The sequence below is a fragment of the Companilactobacillus insicii genome, assembly GCF_003946015.1.
Taxonomy (GTDB): domain Bacteria; phylum Bacillota; class Bacilli; order Lactobacillales; family Lactobacillaceae; genus Companilactobacillus; species Companilactobacillus insicii.
In genome coordinates this window covers 70,769-97,400 of record NZ_RHNU01000003.1, presented here as the reverse complement: position 1 = coordinate 97,400, position 26,632 = coordinate 70,769, and the positions used below count along the sequence as shown (strand labels likewise).

General features: G+C 34.0%; 22 protein-coding genes, 1 pseudogene and 1 riboswitch. Of the genes and pseudogenes, 17 read left to right on the top strand and 6 right to left on the bottom strand.

What is annotated here, in order from left to right:
- The first annotated feature begins 76 nt into the window (after positions 1-76).
- A riboswitch (FMN riboswitch) is annotated at positions 77-209 on the top strand.
- A gap of 121 nt (positions 210-330) precedes the next feature.
- The 4 genes and pseudogenes from ribD (at position 331) to ribH (ending at position 3,664) form a co-directional block, all read left to right on the top strand.
- Positions 331-1,377 (top strand): bifunctional diaminohydroxyphosphoribosylaminopyrimidine deaminase/5-amino-6-(5-phosphoribosylamino)uracil reductase RibD, encoded by a 1,047-nt coding sequence (ribD, locus tag EKM79_RS01830; RefSeq protein WP_125565433.1) that lies wholly within the window; start codon positions 331-333, stop codon positions 1,375-1,377.
- Complete coding sequence (locus EKM79_RS01825) at positions 1,377-1,982, top strand: riboflavin synthase (RefSeq protein ID WP_125565432.1); 606 nt, start codon at positions 1,377-1,379, stop codon at positions 1,980-1,982. The genes ribD and EKM79_RS01825 overlap by 1 nt, the downstream gene beginning before the upstream one ends.
- A pseudogene (ribA, locus tag EKM79_RS01820) lies at positions 1,975-3,189 on the top strand (GTP cyclohydrolase II). The gene EKM79_RS01825 and the pseudogene ribA overlap by 8 nt, the downstream one beginning before the upstream one ends.
- Before the next feature lies 1 nt (position 3,190).
- A complete protein-coding gene (ribH, locus tag EKM79_RS01815; RefSeq protein WP_125565431.1) occupies positions 3,191-3,664 on the top strand; it encodes a 6,7-dimethyl-8-ribityllumazine synthase in 474 nt (157 codons plus the stop codon).
- A gap of 58 nt (positions 3,665-3,722) precedes the next feature.
- Here the strand turns inward: ribH and EKM79_RS01810 are convergent, their stop codons facing one another.
- Positions 3,723-4,103, bottom strand: coding sequence for a DUF4430 domain-containing protein (locus EKM79_RS01810; protein ID WP_125565430.1), 381 nt, complete (start codon positions 4,101-4,103; stop codon positions 3,723-3,725).
- A gap of 156 nt (positions 4,104-4,259) precedes the next feature.
- Between EKM79_RS01810 and EKM79_RS01805 the strand changes: the two genes are divergently transcribed.
- Together EKM79_RS01805 and EKM79_RS01800 are read left to right on the top strand one after the other, a co-directional pair.
- A complete protein-coding gene (locus tag EKM79_RS01805; protein ID WP_125565429.1) occupies positions 4,260-5,183 on the top strand; it encodes an energy-coupling factor transporter transmembrane component T in 924 nt (307 codons plus the stop codon).
- On the top strand, positions 5,117-6,721 hold the full coding sequence (locus EKM79_RS01800; RefSeq protein WP_125565428.1) for an ABC transporter ATP-binding protein: 1,605 nt from the start codon (positions 5,117-5,119) through the stop codon (positions 6,719-6,721). Before EKM79_RS01805 ends, EKM79_RS01800 begins: the two co-directional genes overlap by 67 nt.
- A gap of 35 nt (positions 6,722-6,756) precedes the next feature.
- Here EKM79_RS01800 and EKM79_RS01795 read toward each other — a convergent pair whose 3' ends face one another.
- Positions 6,757-7,476: an MIP/aquaporin family protein gene (locus tag EKM79_RS01795; protein ID WP_125565427.1), complete on the bottom strand. Its 720-nt coding sequence runs from the start codon at positions 7,474-7,476 to the stop codon at positions 6,757-6,759.
- Positions 7,477-7,685: 209 nt separating this feature from the next.
- On the opposite strand from EKM79_RS01795, the gene EKM79_RS01790 reads away from it, so the two are divergent.
- The 8 genes from EKM79_RS01790 (at position 7,686) to EKM79_RS01755 (ending at position 15,287) form a co-directional block, all read left to right on the top strand.
- A complete protein-coding gene (locus EKM79_RS01790) occupies positions 7,686-8,363 on the top strand; it encodes an ECF transporter S component family protein (protein ID WP_125565426.1) in 678 nt (225 codons plus the stop codon).
- Positions 8,364-8,366: 3 nt separating this feature from the next.
- Positions 8,367-8,933, top strand: a complete 567-nt coding sequence (locus EKM79_RS01785) for a cob(I)yrinic acid a,c-diamide adenosyltransferase (RefSeq protein ID WP_125565425.1) — start codon at positions 8,367-8,369, stop codon at positions 8,931-8,933.
- A 49-nt stretch (positions 8,934-8,982) separates the two neighbouring features.
- A complete protein-coding gene (locus EKM79_RS01780; RefSeq protein WP_125565424.1) occupies positions 8,983-10,179 on the top strand; it encodes an MFS transporter in 1,197 nt (398 codons plus the stop codon).
- Positions 10,180-10,288: 109 nt separating this feature from the next.
- On the top strand, positions 10,289-10,897 hold the full coding sequence (locus tag EKM79_RS01775; protein WP_125565423.1) for a sugar O-acetyltransferase: 609 nt from the start codon (positions 10,289-10,291) through the stop codon (positions 10,895-10,897).
- A gap of 9 nt (positions 10,898-10,906) precedes the next feature.
- Complete coding sequence (locus EKM79_RS01770) at positions 10,907-11,704, top strand: Cof-type HAD-IIB family hydrolase (protein WP_125565422.1); 798 nt, start codon at positions 10,907-10,909, stop codon at positions 11,702-11,704.
- Positions 11,705-11,773: 69 nt separating this feature from the next.
- Positions 11,774-12,628 (top strand): AraC family transcriptional regulator, encoded by an 855-nt coding sequence (locus tag EKM79_RS01765; RefSeq protein ID WP_125565421.1) that lies wholly within the window; start codon positions 11,774-11,776, stop codon positions 12,626-12,628.
- 223 nt (positions 12,629-12,851) lie between these two features.
- Positions 12,852-14,228, top strand: a complete 1,377-nt coding sequence (locus tag EKM79_RS01760) for an MFS transporter (RefSeq protein WP_125565420.1) — start codon at positions 12,852-12,854, stop codon at positions 14,226-14,228.
- A 21-nt stretch (positions 14,229-14,249) separates the two neighbouring features.
- Positions 14,250-15,287 carry an alpha/beta hydrolase fold domain-containing protein gene (locus tag EKM79_RS01755; protein ID WP_125565419.1) on the top strand — a complete coding sequence of 346 codons (1,038 nt, stop codon included), beginning with the start codon at positions 14,250-14,252 and terminating at the stop codon, positions 15,285-15,287.
- A gap of 299 nt (positions 15,288-15,586) precedes the next feature.
- Here EKM79_RS01755 and EKM79_RS01750 read toward each other — a convergent pair whose 3' ends face one another.
- Positions 15,587-16,951, bottom strand: coding sequence for an MATE family efflux transporter (locus tag EKM79_RS01750; RefSeq protein WP_125565418.1), 1,365 nt, complete (start codon positions 16,949-16,951; stop codon positions 15,587-15,589).
- Positions 16,952-17,025: 74 nt separating this feature from the next.
- A complete protein-coding gene (locus EKM79_RS01745; protein WP_125565417.1) occupies positions 17,026-19,737 on the bottom strand; it encodes a glycoside hydrolase family 65 protein in 2,712 nt (903 codons plus the stop codon).
- A gap of 239 nt (positions 19,738-19,976) precedes the next feature.
- On the opposite strand from EKM79_RS01745, the gene EKM79_RS01740 reads away from it, so the two are divergent.
- From EKM79_RS01740 to EKM79_RS01730, 3 genes are all read left to right on the top strand, one after another.
- Positions 19,977-21,962 carry a PTS sugar transporter subunit IIABC gene (locus EKM79_RS01740; protein ID WP_125565416.1) on the top strand — a complete coding sequence of 662 codons (1,986 nt, stop codon included), beginning with the start codon at positions 19,977-19,979 and terminating at the stop codon, positions 21,960-21,962.
- 111 nt (positions 21,963-22,073) lie between these two features.
- Positions 22,074-22,676, top strand: a complete 603-nt coding sequence (locus tag EKM79_RS01735) for a pentapeptide repeat-containing protein (RefSeq protein ID WP_164505976.1) — start codon at positions 22,074-22,076, stop codon at positions 22,674-22,676.
- A 123-nt stretch (positions 22,677-22,799) separates the two neighbouring features.
- Positions 22,800-23,954 carry a M20 metallopeptidase family protein gene (locus tag EKM79_RS01730; RefSeq protein ID WP_164505975.1) on the top strand — a complete coding sequence of 385 codons (1,155 nt, stop codon included), beginning with the start codon at positions 22,800-22,802 and terminating at the stop codon, positions 23,952-23,954.
- A gap of 153 nt (positions 23,955-24,107) precedes the next feature.
- Here EKM79_RS01730 and EKM79_RS01725 read toward each other — a convergent pair whose 3' ends face one another.
- Together EKM79_RS01725 and EKM79_RS01720 are read right to left on the bottom strand one after the other, a co-directional pair.
- The gene (locus tag EKM79_RS01725; protein WP_125565413.1) at positions 24,108-24,929 is read right to left on the bottom strand and encodes an alpha/beta hydrolase; all 822 of its coding nucleotides are present in this window, start codon (positions 24,927-24,929) and stop codon (positions 24,108-24,110) included.
- 10 nt (positions 24,930-24,939) lie between these two features.
- A complete protein-coding gene (locus EKM79_RS01720; protein WP_125565412.1) occupies positions 24,940-26,550 on the bottom strand; it encodes a PucR family transcriptional regulator in 1,611 nt (536 codons plus the stop codon).
- Positions 26,551-26,632 lie beyond the last annotated feature (82 nt).

Below are 26,632 nucleotides of genomic sequence, written 5' to 3'. Positions count from 1 at the left end.
TATGTAATTAATTATCACCATGCATAATTGCAATTGTTTTTTTACTGTGATACTATCTCCTGTGAAAACTAAATAATGATTTCTTCGGGGCAGGGTGCAATTCCCGACCGACGGTAACAACTAAATGTTGAAGTCCGTGACCCGCTTTTTGCGGTGGATCCAGTGTGAGTCTGGAACCGACAGTATAGTCTGGATGGGAGAAGAAAATAAGATTTTTTCGTACTCAGTACGTTTGTTTGAGATTGTCTTCGAAAGAAGTCTTATTTGGCTTAATAAAAATAATGGGGCCCCGCATTTTATGCGGGGTCTTTTTTTGTGGGGTGAATAAGATTGACAGATCAACAGTATTTAGAAATAGCAATGAATCAAGCTAAAAAGGGATTCGGTCAAACTTGGCAGAATCCTTTGGTTGGTGCAGTTATTGTTAAAAATGGTCAAATTTTAGCAAAAGGTTATCACCATCGCTTTGGTGAAAAACATGCTGAAATTGACGCTATTAGTCATTTAAAAAACGAGAAAGAGGCTACTGGGGCGACAATTTATGTGACTTTGGAACCTTGTAGTCATCAAGGAAAGACGCCACCATGTGTTAATAAAATAATTGAACTGGGCTTTAAGAGAGTAGTTATCGGTCAAATTGATCCTAATCCACAAGTTTCTGGTAAGAGTGTTGACCGTATGAAAGAACATGGTATTCAAGTAACTAACTTGGATAATAGCGAATCGCTAAATCAAGCCTATAATTTTTTCTTTCAAAATGGCAGACCACTTATTACTTTGAAATATGCAATGTCTTTAGATGGGAAAATTAATCAGGAAAATGGTTATAGAACTAAATTAACTGGAAAAGATAGTTTTGAAGATACTCAAAAATTACGATCGATGAATCAAGCAATTTTAATTGGTGAAAATACTCTAAAGATTGATAATCCAAAATTAACGGTTCGCACTAATCCTTTATTTCCACCGTATAGAGTCGTATTAGTACGTGATGCTCGAAAATTGAATTTACAACAATCAATATTTAAAGAAAAAGGTTCCATTTATATTTTAACTAATCATAAAAATGAACAATATTTACCAGAAAATGTCCATGTGGTAGTAGATGATATCTGGACTCCCAAAGAAATTATCGACTTTTTGACGAAACAAGGAATTCAATCTTTGTTAATTGAAGGTGGAAGTCACATTCATGCGGATTTTATTGAGAGTGGTTTAGTAGATCAATTGATTACATATGTTGCACCAAAATTGATTGGAGGATCTGGGCTTCCTAGTGTTTGGGGTAAAGGAATTTCTGATATGGTGAATTTTAAAATCGAAAAAGTTTCTCAATTAGGATCAGATTTAAAAGTTTTTGCAAAGAGGGTGTATTGATGTTCACAGGAATTGTCAAAGGACAGGGAAAAGTTGTTCAATTTCAAGAAGACCATGGAACAAAGCAAATTAGGATTGCATCAAAAATAATCAATTCGAAGGACTTCTCAATTGGTGAAAGTATTTCTATTAATGGCGTATGTCTAACAATTACTAAGTTTCAAAATAATGATTTTGGGGTTGATGCGATGCCAGAAACTTTAAGAAGAACTACTTTTGATGAACTTCAATCAGGTAGTTTAGTCAATTTGGAACCGGCTTTAAAAGTGACAGAACGTTTAAACGGACATTTTCTTTTAGGACATATCGATACAACAGCTGTGGTAAGCAATATTGAGAAGCAATCAACTTCAAAGGTTTTTACTTTTAAAATAAATTCAAATCAGATGCCCTTTATTGTTGAGAAAGGATCAGTTGGAATCAATGGCGTCAGTTTAACCGTTGTGTCCGTTGGAGCAGATTGGTTCCAAGTAGCATTGATTCCTTACACATTAAGTGAAACAACATTAGGAAATTTAGCTTGTGGAAAAAGAGTAAATATTGAGACAGATATTTTAGGTAAATACGCTGTGAAGATGAATAAAGAGGTAGCTAATTATGAGTAAAAGTGAAGTTATTAAAAGAGTTGAATCAGCCATTGAAGAGTTAAAGAAGGGTAACTTGGTTGTTGTCGCCGATTCAGTTGATCGTGAAGGAGAAGGAGACATGATCGGCTTGGCAGATTTTGTGACACCTAATTCTGTCAATATGATGATTAGTCAAGCCAAAGGATTATTGTGTGCTCCAATGAGTCCGCAAGTAGCTCATAGATTATCACTAGAACCGATGATTTCGCATGGAACAGATGCCTTTGGAACAGCTTTTACGATTACCCTTGATACTAAAACAACCACTACTGGGATATCAGCTTATGACCGTGCTGATACTATCAAAGCTTTGGCAGATCCAGATAGTAATTGGGATGGTTTTTATCATCCAGGACATATTTTTCCACTTATTGCTAGAGAAGGTGGAGTCAAAGTTCGTGGTGGTCATACTGAAGCGGCAGTTGATTTAGCAAGACTTTCAGGAGCGACACCGGTGGCATATATTTGCGAGATAGTTAAGGATAGTGGCAAGATGGCAAGAACAAAAGATCTGCAATTGCTTGCTAAACAAAATGAACTTCAATTTTTAACAATTGGCGACATTTTAAAATATCGAGAGTATCAGGATAATCTCGATATTAAACCTTATTCAACCGTTGATTTGCCAACTACTTATGGTCATTTTCAGTTGCAAGCATATGGTGATGGCATGAAGGAACCAAGTTTACTAATTTCCAAGGGAGATATAACCGGTGAGGAACCATTATTAGTACGCGTTCACAGTGAATGTTTGACTGGTGATACTCTAGGTTCACTTCGCTGTGATTGTGGGTCACAGTTACAAGAGTCCTTGCGTAGAATTGAAGAACAAGGACGTGGTGCAGTTATATATTTGCGACAAGAAGGTCGTGGAATAGGATTGACTAATAAATTACGAGCTTATCATTTGTAGGATCAGGGTATGGACACAGTTGAGGCTAATCATGTGCTTGGATTACCAGCAGATGCTCGCCATTATGATCTCGCTGCTAAAATACTCAAATCTAAGGGTGTTAGCCGAATAAGACTAATGACCAATAATCCTGATAAGATCAATCAATTGCAGGAGTTGGGGATTGAAGTTGTTGAAAGAATTCCATTAGAAGTTGGTCTAACTAAAGAAAATCAATCTTATTTAAAAACCAAGAAAGAAAAATTTCATCATATATTGAATGAGGTAAATTAAAATGCAAGAAATTACTACTAAACAAATTAAAAATTCTAAAAAAATAGGAATTGTGGTAGCGGATTTTAACAGTATCGTTACTAATGCATTGTTAATGGGTACTGTTCAGAAACTCAAAGAAAATTTTGTCACTTCGGATCAGATCCTAGTTGTACATGTTCCTGGTGCAATGGAATTAGCCCGAGTTGTTCAAAAATTATCAAAGAGCGGCCTAGTTGATGGAATCATTGCGTTAGGCGCAGTTATTAGAGGTGAAACTAACCATTATGATTATGTCTGCAAAGAAACGGCGTCAGGATTAAGTCAGGTTTCATTACAGGGTGATGTTCCAGTTATGTTCGGTGTTTTAACGACTGAATCTTTAGCTCAAGCTGTTGACCGTGCTGGTGGTAAGTCAGGTAATAAGGGGACTGAATGTGCTATTGGGATCGTACAAATGCTTAGTGTAGAATCACAAATAGATGAATTGAAGTAAATTGCAAAAAAAAGATAGCAGAAATAACTATATTAAAGTTATTCCTGCTATCTTTTTATTAACCGTTATATTTTGCAAGTGTAAAGGTAACTTTATCTTTGTTCTTTAATTTTTTCTTATTAGCAGCAACATTTACTTTTTTACCATTTACAGTAAATGTCCAGTACATCTTTTTCTTGTTATTTTGAGCTTTGCCATTTATTGAAGTAATGAAGTTGTTCTTTTCTTTAACAGTCCAAGCCTTCTTAACACCAGTCATAACAGAAGCATTTTTCTTTAAGGTGACAGTCTTCTTAGCAATTTTCTTTTTATTTTTTTTCAAAACATAAGTAACCTTAATGTTTTTAGTCTTTGCATCTGCAGTTGTTGTGGCAGCGGGTGCGATAACACCAACTAGCAATAACAATGACATTAATAAAATCGTGATTCTTTTTTTCATGATTAATACTCCCTCGTAGATAAAATTTGTTCAACGGTTTCTAATTATATCAGAGAATTTGTTTATCAATATATAAGGATTTTGTAGGAGCAATTATATCTTTGAACTGTGTTATTCTTAAAAGTGCTAGTGAGTAGATAGGAGAGTGATGGATAATTGAAAAAAATTTATTTTGGTTTTAGAAATTCAACGAATAATTTTTCAATGTTAATTTATTTGTTGTCAGTCATTATTTCATCACTTGTATTTACTAATCCGCTTATTATTATGGCAATTTTCTTATCACTTTTGATAATGGTGAACTTCGTTAAGAGGGAAGAATCAAAAGGCTATTTTAAGTTTTCATTGATTATTTTTATTACTACTTTTTTATTTAATATAATTATCAATCAAAGGGGAACCAATGTTATTTTTCAAATACCCTTTTTAAAAGTAACTTTTGAATCATTAATGAATGCTGGTATTTTAGCATTTTCATTTGTGAATTTATTATTAGCTTTTTACATCTATGATGCGCTGACCAATGTAAAAATCATTTTTGATTTAATATCACGTAGTTTTCGTAGCATTGCAATTATTTTTATCTTAACAATAAAGTTCATACCTAAGACTATTGAGATATTTAAAAATACTAATTATTTATACAATTTTCGTTATTATCAAAGTAACAATGATGAAGCTAAGATTACCCAAAAGATGGATTTGATCGAAATTGTGTTGAATAAATCGATTGCTAACTTTATGAATGTATCGGATGTACTAATAACTAAGGGTTATAACAATCGAAGTAAGGTCTCAAAAGAAATATTAAATAATATAAGTGACTATATACTATTATTGATTAGCGGATCTGCGATCCTATTTGATTTAATAATGTCATTTTTAAAAATAGGGAAAGTCAATTTTGGTTCAGCAAAAATTGCTTTTCTAATTAACAGTAATATTTTAGTAATTTGTTTAATAAACGTAATTATGATTCTAATGCCAATATTAATAGGAGTGTTTCAATACTTATGGTGGAAATGGTACATTTCGAGAACTACAGTTTTAAATACGCCAACAGTCAAAAACTTTCGTTAAATAATGTTAATTTGAGAATTAATAAGGGTGATTTTTTATTATTAATCGGCAAAACTGGTAGCGGAAAAAGTACTCTGTTGAAGCAATTGAAGTCTGGTCTAGTGGTTGGCAATGTTGTTAAAGGGAATTTGAGTTGTCAGGTAGAAGATAAGAACGTAGCTTATATTTCTCAATTTGTGGATAATCAGATGATAACTGAATGTGCTAGGGATGAGTTTAACTTTATATTAGAAAACATGGGTTATTCAATAGATGAACGCCATATGAAAATTGCTGAAGTAGCTAGTTACTTTGGAATTATTGATTTGCTGGATTTAACTGAACAGGAACTTTCAGGCGGTCAAAAACAGTTAATAAATTTGGCTGCAGCTTTGATCACAAGTCCAGATATTTTACTACTAGATGAACCGACATCTCAACTCGACCCAATTTCTGCTGAGAAGCTCATCCAAATGATTCATAAGGTCAACTTAGAATTAAATATAACGGTTGTTTTAGTAGAACACTCATTGGAACGAAATATATTTTATGCCAGTCGTTTGGCGATAATTGAAGACGGATCAATATTGTTGGATGATAACGTTAATTCAGCATTAAAAAAAATGTTCAAAGACGATTTTTATAAGAATTATTTATCTCAAATTGATCGTGCATATCTTGAATTATTGGATAATGATTCAGTTTCCTTACCATTAAGTAATAGTCAATTTAGCCAAGTACTTATGAAGCACGAAAATGAAATTCACTATATTGATAATTCTAAAAATGTGTTAGATACAGAAAATGTATTAGAGGCGAAGAATCTATCGTTCAGATTTGGTTTTGAATCTAGAAAGATCGTTGATAAAGTTAGTTTTAAACTAAAGAGAGGGATTTCTTATTGTCTCGTTGGTCCTAACGGTGTTGGTAAATCTACCCTAATCAAGGTTATTTCACAACAGCTGAAGCAACAATCTGGAAAAGTTATTTTAAATGGGAAGACGGTTAAGAATAAAAGTAACGATATTTACAAAAAACTTTTTGTTTTACCTCAAAATCCGGCTTTGCTGTTTATTGCAGATACTGTCTTCGGAGAGATAGAATTTCAACTTAAGCAACATAATCCCGAAATAACCTCGCAGCAAGTTGATTTGATACTGATGCAATATGGTCTGTTGAAATTAAAAGATGTGAGTCCATATGATTTAAGCGGTGGTCAACAAGAGTTTTTAGCATTGATAATCGGATTAATTAAAAATCCTGAAGTATTGTTCTTAGATGAACCAACTAAGGGCTTAGATCCTAATATGATTTTGAAGTTGAATGAGTTGTTAGATGACTATTTGGCAACGGGTGGAGTTCTTTTTTGTAATAGTCATGATCTGGTGTTCGCTACAAGATTTAATTATGTATCAATGATGTTTGATGGAACATTAAGTGAATTTAAGAAGCCAGTTGATTTTTTTAAAGATAAATTTTTTTATACAACCGAAATAAATAAAGCATCCAGAGATAGTTTTCCGGATGCTTTAACGTGGGATAATCTAAAAAAGATATAGAACAAATAATAAAATTTGTCCTATATCTTTTTGTTTTAAGGAATTAATAAGTAGACAAGTGCACCCACGGCACCACCAGCCATAGGTCCTAAGATTGGAACCCAACTATATGCCCAGTCGGAATCACCCTTGTTAGCGATAGGTAAGATTTGATGAGCAATTCTTGGTCCTAAGTCTCTGGCAGGATTAATGGCGTAACCAGTTGTACCACCGAGAGAGAATCCGATTGATGTGATCAATACACCAACAACCATTGGATTTAATCCATCTGTGAATTTACCACGAGTAAATGCTAGTAGTGCAAATACTAAAACGAATGTTCCAATGAACTCACTGATGAAGTTCATTGGATAGTTTCTGATTGCAGGTCCAGTTGCAAATATACCACGGATTGCATCTGGATCTTTTGTTTCTGCCCAATGTGGGTAGTAGTTAATCCATACTAATACCGCACCAACGATACCACCTAATGTTTGAGCAATAATGTAAGGAATTACTGATGACCACGGGAATAATCCCGCAATTGCCATTCCTAAAGTAACCGCTGGATTAAGATGAGCTGGGCTTAAGAATCCAGAACAGTAAACCCCAAGAGTTACTGCAAGTCCCCAGCCAAGTGCAATTGCAATCCAACCCGCACCCTCAGCTTTTGATTTTTTTAAACTAACAGCTGCAACAACACCGTCACCAAGTAAAATTAGAACTAAAGTTCCAATAAATTCACCTAGTAATTGTAAAGTTAAACTATCTTGCATAAAATACACCCCTTTGTGCAAATAATTGCATAAAAATATATTAGAATTCGATATAATTACCATTTTATTAGTAATGCCATCGCTTACAGATATTATACATAGTTGACAACATAATTACCATTTTTAAGAGTTATTTTAAAAAAAACTAAGAATTATGGCTTGATTTAAATTAAACTATTATTTGATGATGATTGAAGGAGGAACTTTTTTTGAACAAGAAATCAATCTCACTAATTGCCATCTCAATTATTATTTTGGTATTGTTAGCAATTTTTGGGAGTAAGAATTATTTGTTACTATCGTTTATTTTTTTAGCGTTGACTATTGGAATTTACTTTTTAAAATTTGAGCATTCTCACAAAAACTCTCGTGAGATAGTATTTATTGCCATTATTTGTGCATTAGCTGTTGGAGGACGAGTTTTATTTGCAAGTTTACCATCTGTCAAACCAGAATTATTTATTTTAATTATGGGAGCAATCGTTAGTGGACCGGAAACGGGGTTCTTGATGGGTACAATAATTGCCCTGACATCTAATATGTATTTTGGTCAAGGTGCATGGACTCCATGGCAGATGTTTGCTTTGGGGATAATTGGATTGGTATCGGGATTAATGTCTAGTAAATTCATGCAACGTTGGGTTCTGACTGTTTGGGGATTTGTTTCAGGTTTTATTATGGGATGGATCATGGATATTTACTATATTATTGGATTTGTAAATCCGATTACTTGGAAAAGTGTAGGTATTTCAATCGCAGGAAGTTTTTACTTTGATTTAATACATGCCGTATTTACAGCAGTATTATTATTGTTAGTCGGCAAACGTTGGATTAAAATGTTTAATAACTACAAAGAAAAATATAATTTATTTATCAAGAAGGAGTAACTAATGAGGATATATACAAGAACAGGTGATAAAGGGCAGACTCGTATTATTGGAAATGACGTTTTGTACAAATCTGATAAGCGTATTGATTCTTACGGAACAGTTGACGAACTTAACTCATTAGTTGGTCTTGTTGCAGCAAGTTTGAATGATAAAACTTCGGAATTAAAAGATGAATTACAAGAAATACAGCAATTATTATTTGATTGTGGGACAGATCTAGCAACGCCGGATGACGATGATAAACATGAATATATATTCAAAAATGATGAAACTGTTGATTGGTTGGAGAAAAAAATTGATAAATATATGGCTGCAGCACCACAAGTAAAAAAGTTTATTTTACCAGGTGGCTCAGTTGTGGCATCATATCTTCACGTGGCGAGAACAGTTACTCGACGAGCAGAAAGAGAAATAGTATCTTTAATGCAAGACGAGTCAATTAATGGTGAAGTACTGAAATTTATTAATCGCCTGTCAGATTATTTCTTTGCTGCTGCCAGGTATGCCAATGTTCTTGAAGGCGTCGAAGATGTGTTGTATCGTAACAGCAAACCCGTGTTTAGATAATCTAAACACGATTTTCTTTAAATAAATATATTTGAAGGGCGGTGATATTATGGGAAAAGAATCAACTAAACCGAGAATGTCGGGAAGCAATATGAAAGTTATTGTAGCTTTGATGATTGGTTATACGATGGTTTATATGGATAAAACCATGATTTCAACGGCTGTAATTCCAATTGCTAAAGATTTCAATCTTTCAACTACTGAAACAGGATTAATCATGAGTGCTTTTTTCTTAGCATATTCATGTATGCAAATCCCTGGTGGATGGTTGGCTGATAAAGTTGGAGCTAAGAGAATCTTGTTAATATCATTAGCAAGTATTGCAGTAACTTCGTATTTCTTTGGTATTGTAAGTAGTTTGGTCTTATTTATAGGTATTAGATTTTTAGCAGGATTGGGTCACGGAGGTTATCCGCCATCTACTTCTAAGGCTATTGCTGAGAACTTTGAACCAAAGAAGAGAGTTCTTGCACAGTCCGGTATTTTAACGACAACTGGTATTGGTGGAATTTTAGCTTATACACTAGGTGCAAATGTTATTTCTGCTAATTGGCGTTATGGATATTATATGCTGGGTACCTTATTCGTTATAGCGTTCATCTGTGTTTTATTTATGCTTCCAAATGATTCAGGTGAGGTTAGATCTGAGGTCAAAATACAGAAGAAAATGCCTTTTAGTCAGACGATTAAAAATCGCAGTGTGATTCTGATTTTTATAATATTACTACTTGAAAATATCGTTACCTATGGAGCTATGTCATGGATGCCTAGTTATTTGACTCATACTTTTAATTTGACTGTTGCTCAAGCTGGAGCAATTATGGCCGTTAGTGCTATTATGCAAATTATTGGTAGTTTGGGAACTGGTATTATTTTGACAAGAGTTTTCGCAGGTAAACAGAAACAATTTATTATTGGTAGTGCAATTATTGCCGTAATCGGAATTGTTGGTCTGATTTTGGCTAAGAGTCTGGTCGTTGCAATTATAAGTGTTGCAATAAGTGGGATGTTTATTGTTTCTACTTTTGCGGCCACTGCTTCATGGCCACAGAAGATTTTTCCTGAGGAAATCATTGGATCCGCTTCAGGAATCGTTGGTACTGGTGGTACACTAGGTGGTTTTATTGCTCCAATATTGATTGGTAGTATTGTTCAACAATCTGGTGGTAACTTTGCTAATGCCTTTATTTTTATGGCGATTTCATTGTTGCTTGGAGCATTTACTTCATTGCTAGTTAAAGATTAATAAGAATACTTCAGTATCCAAACACTCACAATTGTGGGTGTTTTTTCTTTGCCCAAAAATGATAGAATTTAAAATGTAACCGATTTACAAATATGAGAGGTAGAAGAATATGCGGTCACAAAAAGAAAAAATGTTAGCTGGTGATCTTTATATTGCCAGTGATCCTGAATTAGCGAGTGATTCACATCGCGCAAAAAGTTTAACTCGTTTATATAATCGTACGACTGAAGATGACGGTGAGATTCGTAAAGATATACTTAAAAAGTTATTTGGAAAAACTGGAGAAAATATTTATTTTGAACCACCATTTCATACTGACTATGGAATTCATACAACTATTGGTGAGGATTTTTATGCGAACTATGATTGTATATTTCTAGATATTGCACCCATTACAATTGGTAATAATGTAATGTTTGGTCCACGTGTTGGACTGTATACGGCTGGACATCCTATCGATGCAATTGTTCGTAACCAAGAATATGAGTATGGGAAACCAATAACGATTGGAAATGATGTCTGGATTGGTGCTAGTGCCATTATCAATCCAGGAGTTACTATTGGAAGTAATGTTGTTATTGGATCAGGCTCAGTAGTTACTAAAGATATTCCTGATAATGTTATTGCCGTTGGAAATCCATGCCGCGTATTACGGGAAATCACTGAAGAAGATCACAAAACTTGGGAATTGGAAAAGCAAAAATATTTTGAGAATTAGAGGTAACTAATGTCTAAAATTAAATTGATTGCAACTGATATGGATGGGACTTTTTTGAATAGCCAGAACAGTTATGATTTTGAGTCATTTGAAGAAGTGCACAAGTTAATAGATGCCAATGATATAAAGTTTGTTGTGGCCAGTGGAAATCAATATTTTCAGTTACGTTCTTTTTTTGAGAAATATCCTGAAACAATCTACGTTTCCGAAAATGGTGCGTTGATAATGTTCAATGGTACAGAATACTGGTCATCAAGTTTTACACCAATTAATTATATGAAAGTTGTTGATATTGCTTCACAAATACCAAATTTACAATTGGTGGCATGTGGTAAGAAGAGTGCGTATGTCTTAGATACTATTTCCGATGAATTATTTAAGGACATTAATAAGTATTATTTTAGATTGAAAAAGGTTACGAGCTTTAAAGACGTAGATGATGAAATTTTGAAATTTGCATCTAACTGTCCGAATGAAGTAACCGATAAATTGGTTATTGAGTTGATGGTTTCATTGGACGGTATTGCTATACCAGTATCTAGTGGTCATGGTTCAATTGATATTATTAAACCGGGAGTCAATAAGGCCACAGGATTGAAGAAACTAAGTGAGCTTTTGAACATTAGTCCTGAAGAAATGTGTGCCTTTGGAGACGGTGGAAATGACATTGAAATGTTGGAGTATGTTGGTGATGGTGTTGCAATGGGTAATGCAACGGATGAGGTAAAAAGTGCTGCAAGTCATGTTACAAATAGCAATAATCAAAATGGAGTCGTGGACTATATTCGTAAGATGATAATTCGATAAATCTGGTTCATTAATTGTCGAGTTTGATATTAATGTTCGAATTAAAATGTAATACATGGGGGTAAGATAATGCTTAAGGAATTTAACCAATTGATGGATTACATTGAAGAACATTTGACAGAAAAAATTTTGGATGATGATATATCAAAGATAGTAGGGATGTCGAGTTATCATTTTAAAAGAATGTTTTCTTATTTAGCTAATATGAGTTTTTATGAGTATATAAAAAATCGTCGTTTGTCTTCAGCTAATAGAGAACTGATTTCTGGTAGTCGAGTCACTGATGTTGCATATAAATATGGTTATCAGTCCATTGACGGATTTGCTCGTGCGTTCAAAGAATGGAGCGGTTTCTTACCTTCAGATGTTATGAAAAACAAAATTCAAAAAGAGGTACCGAAGTTTGTGTTTTTCATTGATATTAAAGGAGGAATACCCATGGAATACAAAATCAAATCAATGCCAAAGTTTAATATTGTGGGAGTATCTAGAAAAATACCGATGCAATTTAAGGGTGAGAATAATAGTATATTGGAGTTAGCAAAGTCTATAACCGCTGAACAAAGGGATGAAATGCATCAATTAGCTGATATGGATCTTAACCATCCATTAAATGTATCTTATGATTTTGATGATAGTTATCCTGAAAAGGAGGGCTCTTTAACTCATATGATAGGGATGGCTACTACTGAGGAAAACATTTTTGATGATCTAGAGGAAATAGTTGTACCGGATAGTAAATGGGCGGTATTTTATGTGACAGGAGAATTTCCACAAGCTATGCAGGATGTTACTGGAAGGATTTATTCAGAATGGTTACCGTCAACTGATTTTAAGATACGAGACATTCCTAGTTTTTCGTTTACTATATTCAAAGACGAACAACAAAGTGCTTATAGTGAAATATGGACTCCAATTTTATAAATAATGTTTTAGTAAAAGTTTGCCATGTGCAAGCTTTTTTATTTACTAAAATATTTATGTAAACGCCGCCATATAAGTGAATACTCAATTTCAGTAAAAAAAAATTACACAATCCGTCTTGAATATGTTTAAACAGGATATATAATGTAGGTGAAAAAGATATCAAGATATTGATGATTTAAAAAGAATTGTTAATATCTTGCTATTGGAAGGAGGAAATACTATGAACAAGTTACAGCTATGGAAACAACGTATATTTTATGGAATGACTGATATGGCTGGAAATCTTATCTGGCAAATGGTTGGATTATATTTATTATTCTATTACACAACTGTTTTAGGAATATCAGCCGCATTTGTCGGAACATTATTCTTATTAGTTCGTTTCGTCGATGCCTTTGATGGAATGTTCTTCGGATTTTTAATTGATCACACTCATTCAAAATACGGTAAGGCAAGACCATACTTCTTATGGTTTGGTATTCCGTTAGGAATTCTAGCATTTCTATTATTCTTTAACCCATCATTTGGTGGCAATAAGACTATTCAAATGATTTGGATCAGTGTTATTTATACCGTCTTTAGTTTGGTATATTCAGGATCTAATACACCTATTACTGCTATCTTACCTAGTTTAACTGATGATGCTGATGAACGTGCTAATCTTGCATCTGCCAGAATGGTTTTGACAAATACTGGTACAGCTGTTATTGGTGCCATCACATTACCAATGGTTAGTTTCTTTGGTGGTAAGAATCAACAAACAGGTTTCGCAATTTGGGGAGCCGTTGTTGGATTGGTAATTGCTGCTTGTTTCTTCCTTGCATTCTTAAATTTGAGAGAAAGAGACATTGCTGAAGAAGAAGGCCAAGAAGAAATCAAAGGTCATTTGGGTGTTATTGAATCATTCAGAGGTGCATTCAAGAATCGTCCTTGGGTAATTCTTACATTGAGCTTCATTTGTATTCAAACATTCTGGGTAGTCAGAATGGCTTCAGGTGTTTTCTATATTAACTATGTATACAAGAACCCTGCAATTGTTGGTTTATTCTTAGGTATGACAATCTTTGCTGTACCTGGTAACTTGTTAGCTCCTATTCTTTCAAAGAAGTTTAAGAACCGTGATGTTATGGATATGTCATTAGTTGTCTTCGTTATCGGTGAAATACTAATGCCTTTAGGTGAAAAATCACAGAATCTACCATTATTGTTCATTGGTAATGGTATTGCAATGATCGCCATGGGTTCCGTCTTTACAATTGCCTTCGTAATGATTGCTGATACTGTTGAATATGCAAGAACTCATTTGCACATTGAAGAACCAGGATTCTTATCATCAGTTCCAGTTGTTGGAGCAAAGATTGGTATGGGTATTGGTGGCGCTCTATCAGGATGGATTCTAACATGGGGTGGCTTCCAATCAACTGCTAAGACACAAGCTGCTAAGGCTCAATTGGCCATTAATATTAACTTCGTTTGGCTTCCAATTTTATTAGCTATTTTGATCATTGGAATCTTGGTATTTTACAATTTGAATGAAAAGAAAGAAATGAAAGAGATTGAAGCAAAGAAGCATCAATCTAATGTTGCTGAAGCTTAATAAATTGATAGGGAGGATATTATGATCACAAGTAATTATTTGACTGAATTAAATCGTCTCAAACGTGTTGAACCTGTTGAGGTTCCAAGATTAGAAGACGTAAATATGGTCATCAAAGATCGTGTGGACGCTCATTCATATGAGACAAATACGTGGAATGATTTAAAGGGAGTTGTAGACAACCCAGTATTATCAAATGATTTAACTGTACTTCGTGCGGGAACAGAACCTGCACCAATTCCTGAAATGCAGTACCCAAATATTTGTGTTGATTCTCGTTATTCATATGAATTAGGTCGTAAGGTACGTTATTTAAGAATATTCAAAAAAGGCTGCGCAAATAATGACCGTGCATTAATTTATATCCATGGTGGTGCTTATTACGGTGGTAGTGCAGAAGACTCACTAATTCCATTGCGACTATTGGCAACTAGATTTAATGGAACTATTTACACCGTTGATTATGGATTGGCTCCAGAAAATCCATATCCATTTGGACTTTGGGACTGCCTCTCAGTATTATCATTAGTTGTAAAAACAAAACATGATATTACATTAGCTGGTGATTCCGCCGGTGGTTCAATGGCTTTGGGGCTGAGTCAATTAAGTCATTACATGGGTATATGCGATATTTCTAGTCAGTTGCTATTTTATCCAACAGTTATTCATGGTTCTGATCTTAACGGTGGCTTATGGGATGATTCGCGTATTCCAATCATTGATGAACAACGTGATGTTCTTCATGCAAGTTATGAAGTATTCAAGCAGTTGGATAAAAAAATGACAGAGTTGTATTTGCCTGAACAAGATATAGATTTGACATCACCGATACTTTCACCAATGTATTCAGATCCGTCACTATATAAAAAGGTAACTGTGTTAACTGGTGAATATGATCCATTCCGCCTTCAAGATGAAGCATTTATTGAGAAATTAGGAATGGCAGGGTGCGATGCAACGTATATTCGCTATGGTGGTATGTCACATGCATTCTTGAATTTAGTTGGCAAAGCTGCTGCTAGTGAAGATGCTATTTATGAGTGTGCTAAGAGATTGTAGATTGTTTTCTGCTTCCGATTGTCAGTGATTCCATCTGCTGTGGGACCAGTCCCAGCCAAAAATCGGTCTGGGACTTCGACTTTAAGATTTGCAAAGCAAAGCTTAAAGTTCGTCCATTTTGTAAGGCCGAAAAATCACCGACCTAACAAAATTTTCACAGCTGGTTCCTTCACTGACAATCTACAGTTAATTATTACTATTAAGATAGTGATTTATTTACGTAACGATATTTAATACTAATTATTAGTCAAACAAAAAGAACTTTATTAACTATTATTTTTAAGTTAATAAAGTTCTTTTTAGTCTGTTGCATTTTCAATTTGTTCTGACTCATCTTGAAGTTTTTTAAGTCGGCGTAGTTCGATATTCCAAGTACTTACCAAAACCAATACGGAGCCGATCCAAGCTAGTGGACTAGCCATTGCTGCACCATAGAATCCGAAGAAGCGAATCATAACAACGCTAGCAAATATTCTCATTAATAGTTCTGCTACACCAGCAATCGTTGGTGCCTTTTGATTACCTAGTCCCTGTAAGGTATATCTTACAATGAATAGAATTGAAAGCATAAAGTACATAGTACCGTTAAACCAATAGTAAATTTGGATCAAATTTAAAACGTGTGTTTCGGGTCCATTCATGAACAAGTGTGAAATGTTCCTACCAAATAAAACTAGTAAAGCACCAATAATAATACTGGATGTTATGGACATGATAAGTCCTTTTTTGACACCCTCCAAGATCCGTGAGTAATTCTTAGCTCCAAGGTTCTGAGCGGTATAGTTAACCAAGGCAATACCAAAACTCATGGCTGGAAGGGTGGCAATTTGTTCGACACGACCAGCAACGGTGTAGGCAGCAACTGCTTGAGCACCTAAGGTGTTAAGCATAAATTGCAAAATAATTGATCCAATGGCAATAATTGAAGATTGAAATCCCATTGGTAAACTCATTCTTAATAATTCTTTGAGTTCATCCTTATCGATTTTGAAGTCTGAGAATCCAATAACTAGATATGGAATTTTTCTTCTAATATAGAACCACAATATAACCATCGTAATAGTTTGGGCTAGGACAGTTGCTAAACCAGCACCAGCCACGCCCATGTGTAAATACAAAATGAAGATTAATTCAAGTAAGATATTTAAAACAGTACTTACCATTAAGAAGAATAATGGAACACGGGAATTTCCTAGTGCACGCATAGTATTACCTAAGAAATCGAAACCAACGAATGCAAATATTCCAGCAAAGATTATTTCTAGAAATACAAAAGCATTGTGCAACAAAACCTTTGGTGTTTGCATTATTACCAATAGTGGATATGCTACTAACATTGCAATAGCAGTAAAGATAACAGTGATAAAGAGTGAAATCAAAATTCCAGAAGCAAAACTCTTTGTTACACCTCTCTCATCACCGGCACCATACCGTCGAGCCGTTAGAATAGTAAGACCACTTGTCATTCCCATCGCAAATCCGACGACCAAGCTAGTCAAGCCACCGGTAGCACCAACACTGGCTAGAGCATTGACACTAATAGTTTTACCAACAATGAGTGTGTCGATAAAATTGTAGAATTGTTGGAAGAAGTTACCTAATAACAATGGAATTGTATATAAAAAGATAACTTTGATGGGTCTTCCAGTTGTTAAATCAGTCATAAAAATAACCCCCTCAAAAGTAATCACAATCACTCTATCATATACTTTTGTGAAGGTTAATCAATAAATTTGTTTTAATAATTTAACATTTTTTCTTTATGAGCATCTAATTGAACTTTTTTGCCTTTAAATACTACAACAATATCGTTGTCAGGAATTACACGTACTTGATCGTGAGTTACGGTGAAGTAGAAGTGTGTTCCTTTAAATGACATGTTGAACTTGATACTTTGCCATGATGGGGGAACATGCGGATCAATTTCAATTTCTGGACCGCGGTAATCGATTCCGGCGAAGAAACAAGTTACAACGTTAAGAGTTGCCCCCATGACTCCAAGGTGGATTCCTTCAGCGGTTGTTCCACCTTGAATATCATAGTAGTCAGATGTTAAGGCTTGTGAGAACAGTTCCCAAGCGAGGTCATTGTTGTTAACCTTTAGAGCCAACATAGCGTAAACAATTCTCGAAAGGGTAGAACCGTGGGTTGTCCGACTTAGATAGTATTCGATATTCTTTGTTATGAAATCATGCTTGTCTTTGATTTCATAACCTAAATCAGACATTATGTGAAAAAAAGTTGGTTCTCTTAAAGCGTAAAGTGCCATCAAAGAATCGGCTTGTTTCGCTACTTGATAGTCATCAGGATTATCTCCTTCAGCTTTTAGAATACGATCCATTCTGGAAATATCACCATATTGACGGCGATAGTAGTCAAAATCGATTGGTTTGAGATTGAAGTAACCATCAAATTGAGCGAGTATATCGTCCTTGTTAAACTCTAATTCTAGATTATGTCTGATTTTTTTTGTTAATTCCAAATCTTTCTCTGAGAAATCGGCTCGTTTGTAATTATCATCGAGAATATCCTGAGGTTCATGACTGGAAAAATAATCAACTTTTTTGAATACCCAGCTAGTCATTATATTTGTATAAGCATTATTAGTTAAACCACTTTCCTCATTATCAGGATAACCCTCATGAAACTCATCTGGTCCCATGACATTTGATATTGAATATTTTCCAGTTTCTTCATTGTAATCAGTCATACTGATCCAGAATTTAGTGATGTTAAGAAGCATTTCTAATCCGTAGTCACGTATGAATTCTTCATCATTTGTCATGCTGTAATAATTCCAGATATTGTAGGCAATTGACAATGAAACATGGCGTTGTTTACGCGAATTATCAGGATCCCATTGATTGGTAATAGGGTTCAAATGCATTATTTGTGATTGTTCGTCACCCTTCATACCACTTTGCCAAGGGAACATGGCACCAACATTTCCATTTGACTTAGCATATTCTTTTGCGGCACCTAGACGATTGTATCGATACATTAATAACGACTTAGTTAAATCAGGGTAGTGTAGGTTGTAATACGGTAAGATAAATAATTCATCCCAAAAAACATGACCACGGTATGCCTCACCGTGTAGACCACGAGCTCCAACCGATACATCAAGATCTTTATTAACATTTTGTTGAGCATAAACAGTCGCGTGAAAGGCGTTGAGATGCAGTAATTTTTGGGATGTAATATCTCCATCAATTTCAAGGTATTCATTACTCCAAATATCTTGCCAGCATTCCATCGAATTATTAACTGCATCGGCGAATGTTTTGTGGTACGAATGTGACTTAACCGCCTCAACCAAATCACCTTTGGTTTCTAGAGAAGTATAGACACTTACTGTTTTTTCTAGAGTATATGAATTCCCCTCGACGACATCGAATTTTACTGATTGTGATACTTTGTCATGTGCTTTGTCGGTATGGACATTCAAATCGTTTAAGTTAGGTGAGTCTAGTTTAGAACCAACAGCAATATTTATGTTTGAGTGACGTGTATGTGCGAGAAGTATTGCCGTGTTTTGTTCATTGATAGTTTTATCCGTTACTAGATGATGGCTATCAAGATTTTTATAACGTTCAACATTAGCGTTAACTACCCGTCCATCAATTTCTGTATGGATTTTCATCTCTCCGGAGAAGTTAAGAGGTTGAACGGTGTACTGTAATGAATAGCTATGATAGTTTTTCATATCAGCGACTTTACGACTAACAACTTTTAGACGTTTACCATTCTTTAACTGTAATAACATTGTAGTTGTTAACAGACCAGTTCTCATGTCTAGTGAACGGAAGACGTCTTCTAGTTCATCACCATTGAGTTTGAATTTCTCGGTATCGTCGATGCTGAAGGTAATATACTGTGCATTTGGTAGGTTCACCAAATCTTCGTTCACGATTTCTTTACTATTAATACTAGTAGTTAGTTGATTGTAAACTCCTGCAACGTAAGTTCCTGGATAATTATTCTTGTCGGCCTTTGATTCAACATAGGCGCCACGCAATCCAAAATACCCATTACCTAATGTTTGCATTGCTTCTTGAGAGTACTGTGTTTTGCCACTTTCATATCCATAGTAGTCTAGATGCCAGCCAGCATACTCTGCTTCAATTGAGGCTGCTTGTTTAAGACCTAACTTAGCTACTTGATGAATACCAACAGTTGGAATATGAAAAATGTTTTCCATATATAGTCCAATATCTATAGGTTGATTTTGACAACTGACAATTGTGTCTTTCATTTCAACGTCAATAGGATTAAGAATTACGATAACATCAAAATATTCCGGTAGTTTTAATTTAAAGTTGGTAAAGTTTTCAGTTAATGGAAGCTTAGGGTTAATATTGTAATCTTGTTGAACCGTAGCAGTAGTATTTTGATCTTCATATGAGTATTTAATATGTTTGTCGGTAACGGTTAAGTATAGTGGTGTCATGATTACCCTCCAATCATTTTATACATGTTTAAACACATGTAATCTTATTGATATTATATTATTATTTGTTTAAACAAATGGTACAGTTTTTATAAAAATATTTATCCAAATATGATGTTTAAACATGTTTTGAATATAGTATCTTATATGTGTAAACAAAAACGACAGATAAGAAAAGAATTCTTGATTACAACTTATCTGCCGCTTTTTACAAATAAGAACTAGGAGGGTGTCCTAACATGAAAAACACTATAAACATGCTCTCCCCAGTCAGCGGAGTTCTCGTGAAGATAACCGATGTTCACGACCCTATGTTCTCTGAAAAGGCTATGGGCGATGGGTTTGGAGTTGTACCTAGTGATAGTAATATTGTTTCACCAGTTTCTGGTAAAGTAGTACTTGTCGCAAGTACGAAACATGCAATTGGTATTGATACCGATGATGGACTTGAAGTGTTGGTACATATGGGAGTAGATACAGTTGAGATGGACGGTGAGCCATTTAATGTCTATGTCAAAGAAGGAGATACCATTAAAGCCGGTCAAAAGCTGGCTACAATGGATATCGCTAAAGTTAAAGATGCTGGTAAGGTAACGGATGTTATAGTTGCGATTACTAATACGGCTAGTATTCTTAAAGAAATAAATGTCCATGTTGGTAATGTAGACGGTGGTGACAGTGCTGCTACAGTTAGCAAATTTGCTAATGGTGAGAAAGAAATTCCTGATACATCGAATAATAAAAAAGTCGACTTTGATGCTCTAGCTAAAGAAATAGTAAAAAATGTCGGCGGTGTAAGTAATGTAGACAATGTTATTCACTGTATTACTCGTGTACGATTCTATTTAAAAGATGAGTCCAAAGCCAATGATGAAGTTATCAAGAACCTCAATGGGGTCTTGGATGTTGCAAAAGCCGGTGGGCAATATCAAGTAGTTATAGGACCCGCTGTTGAAGATGTATTTGATGCAGTTGTTGATCATTTAGGGCCTGGTATTGGAACCAATGATAATGAAGCAAATGCAAAAAAAGAACCAGCACCCAAAGGGGTCTGGCCTAAGACTAAATATTATTTCAGTTCCCTGATTGGTGTTATTACTGCTAGTATGATGCCAATTATTGGGTTACTTGCTGCAGCTGGTATTCTAAAAGGATTATTATCTTTAATAGTCTCTGCTAAGTGGTTGTCGGCAACTAGCTCTACCTATATGATCATTAATGCTATGGGTGATTCAGTATTTTATTTCTTGCCAATATTAGTAGGTTTCACAGCTGCAAGACGTTTAGGTGCAAATCAGATAATAGTCGGAGTTATCGGTGGTGTTCTTGCATATCCGACATTAGTACAGTTAGCTTCCAAAACTAGTTCAGTTCAGATGAATATGAATGCTGACTTTTTCGGACTTCCTATTCATGTCGCAAATTATACTTATTCTATTTTCCCAATGATTGCTGCAGCATGGTTGGCATCAATAGTTGAACCATGGTTGAAAAAACACATTCCTGCAACAGTCAGAATGATTGTGAGTCCTTTAGTAGAGGTATTCGTAGTTAGTGCGATTATCTTAGTAATTGTTGGACCTGTTATTACTTTGTTAAGTTCATACTTAGCAATGGGAATTGTAGCTTTATTAAAATTCAGTCCAGCACTTTCAGGTTTAATAATTGGTGCATTCTATCAATGCTTGGTTATCTTTGGACTACATTGGGCGGTTATTCCAGTTGTTGCCAATCAAATTGCTACAACTGGACATAGTGCACTAAATGCAATTGTTTCAGCTACGATGGTTGCTCAAGGTGCTGCCGTAATGGCAGTGTTCTTTAAGACCAAGAAGAATATAGGGATGAAGCAAATTGCTGGTGCCGCTACTATCTCAGCCTTTTCAGGAATTACAGAGCCAGCTATGTATGGTATTAACTTGAAGTACGGAAGAATCTTTTGGACTGCTAATATCGGTGGTGCAGTGGGAGGATTACTGACAGGATTATTACATGTTGATATGTGGGGATTCGCTGGATCACTTATCGGTTTTGCCTCATTTATCAATCCTAAAGGTATCGATAGTAGTTTTACAGGTTACCTAATTGCATCCGCTGCTGCAATTATCGTCTCATTTACATGTACATACTTATTTGGATTCAAGGAACAAGACTTGGAAGACAATGTGCATGAAGTTGGCAAAGTAAGACTTGGTAGTCGTGAGCCAGCAGTTAATAAAGGTTAAAAATTAAAAAGATTACAGAAAAATGTCTGTAATCTTTTTTGATTTATCGAAATATTCATTAATGATATACTCTAAAATAATAGTTAACTGGTTAGGATGTGCAATAAAATAATGGAACCCATTGAAACAGTAGTTGATAAGACACTATCTATGAATGATATTGAGGATGGATATTTGTATAAAAGATGCCATTTCACTTCTTATGGTGACACGATGAATTATACGGATATAATTTTTGATCATTGTGATTTTGAACAGACTGACTTCAGTCGTGTTAGTTTTGGAAACGTTGAATGGCATCATAGCCAACTTGCTGGTAGTGATTTTAGTCAAAGTAATTGGTATAACTGCAAGATAAGTAGTATGCAATTATCAGGAGCGGATTTTAATAATTCATATTTTAAGAATACGGATTTTAAGGATTGCAAAATGCCATACGCTAATTTCACAGAAAGTCGATTTGAAGGTATTAGTTTTGTTGACTGTGATTTGACTGGCAGCTTTTTTCAAGCATTAAAAGTAAAAAAGAGTATCTCGTACTCAGGTTCTATCCTAACTGAAGCTAATTTCAGTGAGACTAAGCTTAAGGGATTTGATTTGAAGGAATCAGAGTTTGAAACATTAGTAATTAGTCCAGAGTTGGCACGTGGCCTGATTGTTAATCAGTATCAAGCGGCAACATTGATAGGATTATTTGGTATCAAAGTTGAGTAAAGATAAGTTTGCGTGAATATCGACGCAAGCTTATTTTTTTATTCTAAATAATGGAGTCTTTTATATTGTTTCCAATTATAATTACAGTACGTAGTCAAATTCATTTGAAATGGAGAAAAGATATTGGATAAAATACGCTATCAAGAATTTCAGGATGAAGTGGTGAACTTGAGGAGACAGTTGCATAGTCAACCAGAATCAAGTTTACAAGAGACAGAGACATCAAGATTTGTTGAGGAATACCTTAATGATTTAGGATTAGAAACAAAAAGAATCGGTGAAAATGGAATAGTTGCCATGATCTGGTCAAATAATCCTAATGCTAAGACAATCGGGTTACGTGCCGAAATGGATGCCATTCCTGTTCAAGAGGAAAATGATTTTGCATGGAAATCAAAAAATGATGGATTAATGCATGCCTGTGGTCATGATGCCATTATGGCTTCAGTACTCGTTACTACGAAGGTTTGCGTTCAAAATCGTAAATTATTAAATAATAATGTCAAAGTATTTTTTCAACCGGCAGAGGAAAATGGCAAAGGTACGGATATTATGATTGATGGAGGGGTAATGAGTGATCCTAAGGTTGATTATTTTACTATGCTGCACTTTGCAAATGATGCACCATTAGGAGTAGAACTCAATAAGGGAGCTTCATCGGCTGCAATTGGTTCTATCAAAATAAATATTTCAGGAGTAGCCAGTCATTGGGCATTACCAGATAACGGAGTAGATACGATTGATATTTCTCGAAAGGTATTAGATTTAATATATAGTTTGAATGATCAATATAAGTCGGAATCGCCTTTTGTCATTGGAATAGGGAGAATTAATGGCGGGCGTGCATCGAATGTGATTGCCGATGAGACATTATTGGAAGGAACTTTAAGAGCGATTAAAGTGTCTGATTACAATGAATTGCGTGAATTGTTATTAAGTGGAATTGATAAAATTCAAAAAAATACTAAAGCAAAGATTGAAATTGAGATTACTGACCCACCGATATTACCTATAATTAGTGATTCTAATTTGGTAGATATAGGTTTATTAGCTGGTGACGAAGTTTTTGGTAATGAATCAAGACTTGTTGATAGTGAATACTTATCAGGAGACAGTGCCGCTGATTACTTTAATTTTGCTAGAGGAATTTTTTTCGTTTTTACTGCCGAAAAACCAAATGAACATAATTATCCACTCCATAATGGAAATTTTGATATTGATGAGAATATTTTGTGGAAGTCTGTAGCAGTATTGCATAAGTATATTTTAAAATTGTAATTACTAAGGAACAGAATTATGAATAGTTTAAAGAAAAAGACCATTATAGTATCATTCGTTATATTAGTATTTATTTTTGGAGTATTGGGTTATGTTCGTGTTAAAAATCAAAATACTAGGAAAATGTACGTTGACTCATCGGTTCCAACGTATTTATATGTTATTTAACCAATCAATCATATCGTTATAAATTTTAATATTATCATTTGTTACTTCTCGATCGAAGTCATGACTTTTTTTATTTATAGAGACTAAATTAGTATTTTCTATTTTGAATTTTTTACTCAGAGAAATTGAAAAGGGAACATCAAAATCTTCCGTACAATGGACAATGTAAGTTGGAGGAACTTGTTTAAAGTTTAATATAATTTGATCATTTGTTGAGTTTAATAAAAGTTTCTGCCAATTGCCTTTTTGACGACTTGCAACATATAGTAAGAATCTTTTTTGTATATCTCCCTCGTATATTTTATGGTCCTCAATTAATGAATTGAGAATATTATCAGGCGGGACAGGGTACTGTTGGTAGTACTTACTAAGTACTTTTAGCTTTGGTGAATTTAGATCAAAAAAACCATAAAAATCTAACATAGCGATTGGTAGATCAAATTTAGATTTATCCAATTGTGCTATTAGTTGATAACAGAGGTATGAACCTGCCGAACGCCCAAACAGTATATATTTGGAACTCGATAAATTCAATTTGGCTGAGAAATTTTGTTGAAACCAAGTGAATGCATCAAAGATACTCTTTTGTATTTCAGGTAGTTTTGATTCCGGAGCTAATAGGTAATCCATTGATAGAAAATCATAACCGTTATTTAAAAATAAATCGATGTATTCGTTAGGCAAATCATTCAGATTCCCATAAAGTAGACCACCACCGTGAATATAGATAATAGTTTTGTCTTTTCTGTTTTTCACTGCTTTGTAAAAGTTTATTTTTTGTTGTTGATTAATGATTATTTGTTTCATTTTATCCTCCTTAAAGCAATTTTAGTAACTTAATATTTATTCCCATATTCATAATGTTATTAGGATTATCTAAATCTATTGCGTATTTAGATTTAATTTTTTTTAGTCTGTATCTCATAGTTTTGGGATGAATATATAGATATTCTGCACTTTGAGTAATGTTAGTTTGATTTTTTACGTATGCATCAAGTGTATTGGTCAGTTCGGGTTCTTTATTATTCATGTATATAAGTTCATTGGGTAAGAGATTTAATATTTCATTTTTATTTATTGGAAGTGATAATAGTTGAAGGATTCCCAAGTCATCCTCAGATATTATGAAATCACCATTTTCTAATTTTGACTCGATTTGCAGATTGTTTAGGCATGTTTTTGAAATCTTCGGAATAGATTGTAGCTTCTCTTTGTTACTAATAGATATTTGAATAGTTAGTTTACTATCAGACGTTTTTTGAATGTAATTTACTATCGTACGTATTTTATTTTTGAATTCGACGATTGATTCATCACTTTCTACAAGAATGTAAATTTGATCCATCCAGCTTCGGTAAGCAACTTTAGGCCAGTATACTTTACATCTACTTTTTAAGTTAGAAATGGCAATTTTTTTGTTCAATAAACTTTTTTTTGATTGATTATAATTAAAAATTTTACAATAAAATGAACGATATTCTTTATTCATCTGAAAATTCTTTTCTTCAAAAATCTCTGGAACAACGCCATTTAAAGGTAGATTTCCAGATAAGAATTCGTCAAATTGCTCGTTTACCGTATCTTTTTTTGCATTTTTTAATGCGTTTGATTTTAAAATTTCTAAATTAATAAAATTAAGAGCAATTTCAATTGCAATGTAATCTTCACTTTTTAATGTTTGATTGCTCTCAGTTATACAAAGGTATTGTTTATTATTATCGTCATTATCCAATTTAACCAAAATTTGTTTTACATTTGGGTTAAGGTGATCATATTGTGTAATATTTCGAACATAGTAATCGTAATTTTGAAATTGATCTGATCTTAGTAACTTTGCATTACTCGTACCTAATATTTGTGAGGAGTACGTACGACTAGATATAACATAATCTATTGAATTGATTCCCGAAATAATTCCAACAGGATTATTAATAATAACATCCAATTGTTGAATTAAGTTTTCTATTTTTGCATCTGATGCAGCTAGCTCAATATATTTTTGGTTTACATTTTTATAATGGTTTAATAATAAATTGTTTTGATTGAACAACAGTTGCATAACTGGAAGAATTATATCCTTATAACCTATATTGTCATCAATTGTTATTAAAATCAGATTCAATTCATTACAAACATCTATTAACTTTTGAGGAACCATTTTTATAGCGCGATTAAGTTTGACAATTATGGCACTACATTTTAAATTAAATAATTTATGAAATAAATCAATAAATTCCTTTTGATTCTTTTCCGTATAACCATAAAGACTTGTTAAAATTATATATCCGGGTTTAACCCATTTTTCTACATCATGACCTTCCATAATCATTATATTTGTGACATTTTTTTTGATATCACTTTTACCAGCAATAATTTTTGCTGTAGATAAAGCATCTAAATTCAAAATTTCTTCTAATGAAGTGTCCATATAGATATCTCCTTATCCAGTATATATATATTATAAAACCACAGAATGCCAGTTTCTTTATCCATAGTGGATAAAGAGGCTG

Coding starts and splice junctions, on each gene's coding strand:
- EKM79_RS01825 (WP_125565432.1), top strand. CDS start 1,377: ATGTTCACAGGAATTGTCAAAGGACAGGGAAAAGTTGTTCAATTTCAA.
- ribH (WP_125565431.1), top strand. CDS start 3,191: ATGCAAGAAATTACTACTAAACAAATTAAAAATTCTAAAAAAATAGGA.
- EKM79_RS01810 (WP_125565430.1), bottom strand. CDS start 4,103: ATGAAAAAAAGAATCACGATTTTATTAATGTCATTGTTATTGCTAGTT.
- EKM79_RS01800 (WP_125565428.1), top strand. CDS start 5,117: ATGGTGGAAATGGTACATTTCGAGAACTACAGTTTTAAATACGCCAAC.
- EKM79_RS01795 (WP_125565427.1), bottom strand. CDS start 7,476: ATGCAAGATAGTTTAACTTTACAATTACTAGGTGAATTTATTGGAACT.
- EKM79_RS01785 (WP_125565425.1), top strand. CDS start 8,367: ATGAGGATATATACAAGAACAGGTGATAAAGGGCAGACTCGTATTATT.
- EKM79_RS01780 (WP_125565424.1), top strand. CDS start 8,983: ATGGGAAAAGAATCAACTAAACCGAGAATGTCGGGAAGCAATATGAAA.
- EKM79_RS01775 (WP_125565423.1), top strand. CDS start 10,289: ATGCGGTCACAAAAAGAAAAAATGTTAGCTGGTGATCTTTATATTGCC.
- EKM79_RS01770 (WP_125565422.1), top strand. CDS start 10,907: ATGTCTAAAATTAAATTGATTGCAACTGATATGGATGGGACTTTTTTG.
- EKM79_RS01765 (WP_125565421.1), top strand. CDS start 11,774: ATGCTTAAGGAATTTAACCAATTGATGGATTACATTGAAGAACATTTG.
- EKM79_RS01760 (WP_125565420.1), top strand. CDS start 12,852: ATGAACAAGTTACAGCTATGGAAACAACGTATATTTTATGGAATGACT.
- EKM79_RS01755 (WP_125565419.1), top strand. CDS start 14,250: ATGATCACAAGTAATTATTTGACTGAATTAAATCGTCTCAAACGTGTT.
- EKM79_RS01750 (WP_125565418.1), bottom strand. CDS start 16,951: ATGACTGATTTAACAACTGGAAGACCCATCAAAGTTATCTTTTTATAT.
- EKM79_RS01745 (WP_125565417.1), bottom strand. CDS start 19,737: ATGACACCACTATACTTAACCGTTACCGACAAACATATTAAATACTCA.
- EKM79_RS01740 (WP_125565416.1), top strand. CDS start 19,977: ATGAAAAACACTATAAACATGCTCTCCCCAGTCAGCGGAGTTCTCGTG.
- EKM79_RS01735 (WP_164505976.1), top strand. CDS start 22,074: ATGGAACCCATTGAAACAGTAGTTGATAAGACACTATCTATGAATGAT.
- EKM79_RS01725 (WP_125565413.1), bottom strand. CDS start 24,929: ATGAAACAAATAATCATTAATCAACAACAAAAAATAAACTTTTACAAA.
- EKM79_RS01720 (WP_125565412.1), bottom strand. CDS start 26,550: ATGGACACTTCATTAGAAGAAATTTTGAATTTAGATGCTTTATCTACA.